This window comes from Burkholderia sp. Ac-20379, from assembly GCF_017104645.1.
Taxonomy (GTDB): Bacteria; Pseudomonadota; Gammaproteobacteria; order Burkholderiales; family Burkholderiaceae; genus Burkholderia.
On the sequence record NZ_JAAGPF010000373.1, the window covers coordinates 1 to 6,576 of the forward strand.

The 6,576-nt window shown below is 70.4% G+C and carries 8 protein-coding genes; 5 read left to right on the top strand and 3 right to left on the bottom strand.

The features are described 5' to 3' along the window. The 3 genes from gspL to gspN all read left to right on the top strand — a co-directional run. Positions 1 to 734, top strand: a 734-nt coding sequence (gspL, locus tag G3N92_RS29175; protein WP_206131044.1) for a type II secretion system protein GspL, incomplete at its 5' end; no start/stop codon positions are given. Next, positions 731 to 1,237 carry a type II secretion system protein M gene (locus tag G3N92_RS29180; RefSeq protein WP_206131045.1) on the top strand — a complete coding sequence of 169 codons (507 nt, stop codon included), beginning with the start codon at positions 731 to 733 and terminating at the stop codon, positions 1,235 to 1,237. The genes gspL and G3N92_RS29180, both read left to right, overlap by 4 nt. 55 nt (positions 1,238 to 1,292) lie before the next feature. Beyond that, positions 1,293 to 2,063: a type II secretion system protein N gene (gene gspN, locus G3N92_RS29185; RefSeq protein WP_206131046.1), complete on the top strand. Its 771-nt coding sequence runs from the start codon at positions 1,293 to 1,295 to the stop codon at positions 2,061 to 2,063. 127 nt (positions 2,064 to 2,190) lie between these two features. Here gspN and G3N92_RS29190 read toward each other — a convergent pair whose 3' ends face one another. Both G3N92_RS29190 and G3N92_RS29195 read right to left on the bottom strand, forming a co-directional pair. Beyond that, entirely contained in the window at positions 2,191 to 3,717 is a 1,527-nt protein-coding gene (locus G3N92_RS29190; protein ID WP_206131047.1) for an efflux transporter outer membrane subunit, read from the bottom strand. Positions 3,718 to 3,976: 259 nt separating this feature from the next. Beyond that, positions 3,977 to 4,234 (bottom strand): multidrug ABC transporter ATPase, encoded by a 258-nt coding sequence (locus G3N92_RS29195; protein WP_206131048.1) that lies wholly within the window; start codon positions 4,232 to 4,234, stop codon positions 3,977 to 3,979. 169 nt (positions 4,235 to 4,403) lie between these two features. Here G3N92_RS29195 and G3N92_RS29200 point away from each other — a divergent pair, with 169 nt between their 5' ends. Next, positions 4,404 to 4,910, top strand: coding sequence for a MarR family transcriptional regulator (locus G3N92_RS29200; RefSeq protein WP_206131049.1), 507 nt, complete (start codon positions 4,404 to 4,406; stop codon positions 4,908 to 4,910). Positions 4,911 to 5,039: 129 nt separating this feature from the next. Here the strand turns inward: G3N92_RS29200 and G3N92_RS29205 are convergent, their stop codons facing one another. Continuing rightward, positions 5,040 to 5,984 (bottom strand): LysR family transcriptional regulator, encoded by a 945-nt coding sequence (locus tag G3N92_RS29205; RefSeq protein ID WP_206131050.1) that lies wholly within the window; start codon positions 5,982 to 5,984, stop codon positions 5,040 to 5,042. Between the two features lie 139 nt (positions 5,985 to 6,123). Between G3N92_RS29205 and G3N92_RS29210 the strand changes: the two genes are divergently transcribed. Next, positions 6,124 to 6,576, top strand: a 453-nt coding sequence (locus G3N92_RS29210) for a CidA/LrgA family protein (protein WP_206131051.1), incomplete at its 3' end; no start/stop codon positions are given.

A 6,576-nucleotide genomic window follows, 5' to 3' on the forward strand; every position in this document is an offset into this window, starting at 1 on the left:
CGATCGCGCGCGGCGCGCTCGGCGAAGGGCTGACCGCGCCGGCCGCTTCGGCCGGTTCCACGCTGGCCGCGCTGACCGCCGGCGCGCCGTTCGAGCTGTACCAGCTCGGCGCGCCCGGTGCGGAGCCGCAGCTCGCCTCGATCACCCCGCAGGCCGATCCCGATGCGATTCCGGGCACCACGCCGCTGCCGTTCGACACGTTCGCGCGGCGCGCGCGCGAAGCCCGCTTCGACCTCTGCCAGTTCGATTTCGAAAACATGCCGTGGCGCTTCGACCGCGCCACGATCTCGCGCCTGAAGCTGCCGGCCGCGCTGGCCGTGGTCACGCTCGCGATCGCCGTGATCGGCATCAATATCCACTGGTGGCGGCTCGCGCACGAGCGCGACGCGCTGTCCGCGCAGATCACCGAAACGCTGCTGACGGCGTTCCCGAAAACCACCGTGGTGCTCGATCCGCCCGCGCAGATGACGCGCCAGATCGATCAATTGCGCGTGGCGGCGGGCGAGCTGTCGCCGAACGATTTCCTGGCGCTGGCCAGCGGCGTGGCGCGTTCGCTCGGGCCGTTGCCGGCCAACGGCATCGCGTCGCTCGATTATCACGATCGCCGGCTCGACGTCGGCTTCAAGCCCGAGGTCAAGGTCGACCTCGATTTCGGCACGCGCCTCGCGCGTAACGGCCTGACGGGCGAGATCGACAGCAGCACGGGCAAATGGACCATCCGGAGCGGATCATGAAGGCGGAGTTGACCGAAACCCTGACCCAGTTCTGGGACGAGCGCAGCTCGCGCGAAAAGATGCTGCTCGGCTGGGGCGGCGCGCTGTTCGCCGTCTACCTGCTCTATTCGCTGCTGTGGGCGCCGGCGCAGGACAACAGCGCGCGCATTTCGCGGGCGCTGCCGGCGATGCGCCTGCAACTCGCGCAGATGACCGAGCAGGCCAACGAGGCGCGTTCGCTCGCCGCCGCCGCGCAGGGCGTCGCGCCCACCGGAATGGCGCTGCGCGATGCGCTGAACGGCTCGCTGACCGACCACGGCATCACCGCCGCGCAGGTGCAGGTGGTGGGCAACGGCGTGCAGGTGCAGTTGAAGAACGTGGCGTTCCCGATCTGGACGCAATGGGCCGACGACGTGCGCAAGCAGTTCAAGGTGCAGGTCGGCGAGGCGCATGCCACCGCCCTGAAGGAAGACGGCCAGGTGGATCTGACCGTCGTGATGCAACCGTCGAGCGCGAACAAGTGAACCCCATGGAAGCACGCAACACCGCAGGCGGCACGATGCCGGGAGCCGTACGCCGATGAGCCTGTGGATGCGAATTCGCGCGGCGCTGCCGTGGTGTCTGACCGGCGCGCTGGCGATCGGCGTGGTGATCGTCGTGCTGCTGCCCGCCGCGTGGGTCACGCCGCAGTTCTCGCGCGCGACCGGCGGGCACGTCAATCTGGTCGATCCCGACGGCTCGTTGTGGCACGGCTCGGCCACGTTGCTGCTGGCGCCGGGCAGCGACCGCAGCGCTTCGACGCTGCTGCCGGGCCGGATCGAATGGCGTACCGCGTTCTGGCCGCTGTTCACGGGCCGCGTGCAGATGCAGATGCGTCAGACCCAGGCGATGCCCGATCCCGTCACCGTCAACGCCACGCTGCGCGGCGCGACGGTATCGGCCGGCGCGATGGCCGTGCCGGCCTCGCTGCTGGCCGGGCTCGGCACGCCGTTCAACACGCTCGACCTGCAAGGCGACGTGCGGATCGGCTGGAGCGACTGGCGGCTGTTCGGCCGCGACGTGTTCGGGCAGCTCACCGTGACGATGCACGACGTCAGCTCGCGGATCTCGATCGTCAAGCCGCTCGGCTCGTATCGCGCCGTCTGGCAGGCGCAGGGCGCGAATTCCACGCTCGATCTGTCCACGCTGAACGGGCCGCTGACGCTGGAGGGGCACGGCACGTTCGCGGGCGCCACGTCGGTGTTCAACGGCACGGCCGAGGCCGACGAAGCGCACCGCGAGAATCTGGCGGGGCTGCTGAACCTGCTCGGCAAGCCGATCGGCCCGGGCAAGGTCACGCTGACGTTTTGAGCAGGATGATGCGCCCGGCGGTGCAAGGCCGCGGGGCGCCATGACAGGCAGGAACACGGCGCGGCGGTGAGCGGGCCGCCGCGCCCGGTCTCACCGGGCCGCAAGCCGCAAGCCGCAAGCGGGGCGCTCAGCCCTTGGCTGCGGCCGCCGACGAGGCAGCCACCGGCGCCGAAGCCGGTTGAGGCGCGGCCACGCCGCCCGTCTCGCGATCCATCTGCGAGACATTCCATCCGCCGCCGAGCGATTTCACGAGATTCACCGACGACACCATCCGGTTGCCCGCCAGCGCGACGAGCTTCTGCTCGGCCGTGAACGCCGTGGTTTGCGCCGTCAGCACGCTCAGGAACGCCACGGTGCCGGCCTTGTACTGGTTCGTGACGATGTCGAGCGCATGCTGCGCCGATTCCACCGCCTGACGCTGCACGACGATCTCGTTGGCGAGGATGCGCTGCGACGCGAGGTTGTCCTCCACGTCCTGGAACGCCGTGAGCACGGCCGCGCGGTATTCGGCGACGGTCTGGTCGTAGCTGGCGCGCGCGGCGTCGGTTTGCGCGGCGCGCAGGCCCGCGTCGAACAGCGTGGCGGCCAGTTGCGGGCCGACCGTCCACACGCGCGACGGCAGCGAGAACAGCTGCGACCAGGCCGAGCTCTGCACGCCGCCGGTGGCCGACAGCGTGAGCGTCGGGAAGAACGCGGCGATGGCCACGCCGATCTGCTCGTTGGCGGCGGCCGCGCGGCGTTCGGCGGCGGCCACGTCGGGCCGGCGCTCGAGGATCGCCGACGGCACCACGGCCGGGGTGGCCGGCGGCTCGGCCGTCAGCGGCATCGAGGCCAGCGCGAAGCTGGAGGCCGGCACGCCGATCAGCGTGGCGATCGCGTGCTCGTACTGCGCGCGCGCGATGCCGTTGTCGATCGCGGCGGCCTGCGCCGATTGCAGCTGGGTTTGCGCCTGGATCACGTCCGAGCGCGCGGCCACGCCCTGCGCGTACTGGTTCTGCGTGAGTTGCAGCGAGCGCTGGTAGGCGGCGACGGTGTCGTCGAGCAGCTTCTGCGCGGCGTCCGTCTCGCGCAGCTGGAAGTAGGTTTGCGCGAGCGTGCCCTGCGCCGACAGCCGCGCATTGGCCAGATCGGCCGCGGCGGCCTGCTGGCCGGCCTTCTGCGAACTGACGGTGCGGCTGACCTTGCCCCACAGGTCGGGCTCCCACGACGCGTCGAGCCCGGCGCTGTACGCGGTGTTGTAGCTGCGGCCGGTGGTGAAGCCCTGCGTGGTGCCGCCCGGGCTCGACGAGCGGGTGCCGCCGAACGTGGCGCCGAGCGTCGGGAAGTAGGCCGCGCGCGCCTGCGCGACCAGCGCGCGGGCCTGCCGGTAGGCCGCGGCGTATTGCGCGATCGACTGGTTGGCGGCGTCGAGCTTGGTCATCAGGTCGTCGAGCTGCGGATCCCGATAGACGCTCCACCACGCGCCGCGATCGGTGCGGTCGTCCGGTTGCGCGACCTTCCAGCCGTCCGGCGCTTCCTTGTATGCGGCCGGGATCGACACGTCGGGGCGATGGTAATCGGGGCCGACCGCGCATCCGGCGACGAGCGCCGCGACGGCGGCGGACACGGCGATGCGCAGCGCATGACGTGACCGCGAGGGGAAAACTGGCTGCATGGACTGGATTCCTGTCTGGGCGCCGCCCGCACGCGGGCCGGCGAACGATGCGGCTACCGGCGCGACGGCGGCCGGCCTGGCCGGAATGGTAACTGACGAATGCGGCAAAACGAACCGGGAAGCCGTAAGGGTAAAGGCTGGGCGCGTGCGCAGGTGTTACCGGGAGGGGGAGCGTGGTTACAGGCGATTACGGCGCAGAAAGGTGGCGCGGGGCGGAATGGGTGGAAGGGCTCGAACCGGCCGGCGGGCGGTCAGCGCGTCAAGGGACGGCGTGCGGCGGCGGTGTGACGACCGTCAGCAGACGTTGCCATGACGACGGCTCGTCGGCCGCCGCCTTGCCGTCGCGCGCGCGCTGGCGCCGTTGCTCGAACCAGGCGAACCCGAGCGCCGCCAGCGAGCCGCCCGGCAGCACCAGCATCGCCACCATCAACGCGAGCTTCCAGCCGCGCGGCGAGCGGGCGAGCAACGGACGGGCGTAACGGCGCAGGGCGCTGGCGATCTGGATCGGGAACGGCATGACGAACTTCCTCGGCGAATGGCTCAAAGGGGTTCAGGCAAGAGTGGGCTGGGTGCTCGCGGATGTCTGAAACGGGAGAATGATTGCCTGAAATAATATTGACCATGCAAGCAATTTTCAAGATACTGGGCGAGGCTTTATCCCGGAAACAACACATTTCGCCTGCGCGATGACTCCCCTCTACGATCCCCGCAGCATCGAGCTGGAAACGAGCGTCGGCTTCTACCTGACGCGCGCGCGGCAGGCGTTCGTCGAACGGATGGACCACGCGCTCGCGCCGCTCGGGCTGACCGCGCAGCAGATCGGCGTGATGCTGATGCTGGCGCGCGGCGAGGCGGGCACGCCGCTCGAACTGTCGCGGCGGCTCTGCTACGACAGCGGCTCGATGACGCGCATGCTCGACCGGCTCGAAAAGAAAGGGCTGCTGGAGCGCCAGCGCAGCGCGGCGGACCGCCGCGTGATCGAGCTGGCGCTGACCGAGCGCGGCGCGGCCGCCGCCGGGGCGCTGCCGGGCCTCGTGGCCGGCGAATTGAACGCCCAATTGGCGGGTTTCTCGGCCGACGAAGTGCGCACCATGACCTCGCTGCTGCAGCGCTTCATCGCCAATACGCCGGACGCGTCGCCTGCCGTCGCGGCGGCGGCAGCGGCCGTATCGGACGCGCCGGCCGCGGCCTGAGCCTCGCACCAGCCGCGGCAAGCACCGTAATTCCGCGCTTTTCCAGCGGATTCATCCTTGCCACGGCAGCAATCGACATGACATCGACCTCGCGCCGTTGCACCGGCGCTTATTGGCGCCTATTGGCGTTTATCGCCGCCCGCTGTCCTGCCCCCAGATCCGCAGGCTGTCGAACGCCAGATCGCCGTCCGGATCGGCCGGGCCGACTTCGCGCGCGACGTCGAGCCAGGCGCGCGCCGCATGCGACAGGTATCCGCGCTTGAGCCAGCCCACCGCGATCGACCACTGGATTTCCGGCTCGACGATCGGCCGGCAACTGAACTGGGCCGGATCGAGCCGGCGGCAATACGGCTCGGGCAGCAGCGCGATGCCGACGCCGGCTTGCACCAGCGCCGCCATGAAATCCCAGTGGCCGCTGCGGCTGACGATCGACGGCGTGAAGCCGGCCTGCGCGCAGGCGTCGAGCACGGCCTGATGCAGCGCCAGCGCCTCGGCATAGAACACGAACGGCTCGCCGGCCAGATCGGCCAGCGGCACCGCGTCCTCGCGATCCCAGCGCGCGCCGCGCCGCGCGACCAGCCAGAGCGGCGCGCGCACCATGCGCAGCACGTCGAACACGGCCGGATCGACCGGCTCCAGCACCCCGCCCAGTTCGAGTTCGCCGGCCGCGAGCGCCGTCTCGATGGTGCGCGCGCCCTGCTCGTACAGCTTCAGCTCGATGTTCGGGTAGCGCTGGCGGAACGCGGCGATGGCCGGCGTGAACGCGGCGCCGCCAAGCGGCGGAATGCCGATGGTCAGCTCGCCGCGGCCCAGCTCGGCCAGATCGTCGAGTTCGGCCTGCAACTGCGCCTGCGCCGCGAGCACGTCCTGGCCACGCTGGTAGACGATGCGTCCGGCGTCGGTCAGCGTCATCTGGCGGCTGTCGCGCAACAGCAGCGGCGAGCCGATCTCGTCCTCGAGCGCCTTGACCATCTTGCTGATGGTGGGCTGGGTCACGAACATCTGCTCGGCCGCCGCCGTGAAGCTTTGCTGGCGGACCACCTCGACGAAATAACGCAGCGCACGCAGTTCCATCGCGCCTCCGGGGAGCGTAGGGGTTCCCGGCCGGCGAATTCCGATCCGGAATGGTTTTGATAGGAACAAGTCATTTTATTTATGGCAGCGCCAATCCTATACTCGCGCCATCGCATCGAGCAAGCCGCACCCCGAGATCATGTCCAAGTTCACGCCCGCCACCGCTTCGCCCGCGCCTGCCGCCGCGCCAGGCACGGTGGACGCCGCGCGTCCCGCGCTGGCCGGGGCGCTGCGGCGCGGGCTGCGGATCGCCTGGCAGGCCGGCGCGCTGGCCGCGCTCTGGGCCGTGCTCGATCAACTGGTGCGGGCGTTTTCGCTGCCGATTCCGGCCGGCATTCTCGGCATGGCCGCGCTGCTCGCGCTGCTGCTGTCGGGCCGCCTTGCGCCGGCCACGGTGAAGGACGGCGCGACCTGGCTGCTCACCGACATGCTGCTGTTCTTCATCCCGGCGACCGTCGCGGCCGTGCAGTACGGCGGGCTGTTCCGCGCGAACGGCTGGCAGCTCGCGCTGCTGCTGGTGGTCGGCACGGCATTCGTGATGTGCGTGGTGGCGCTGGCGGTCGAGCAGGCCGCGCGCCTCGAACGGCGGCTC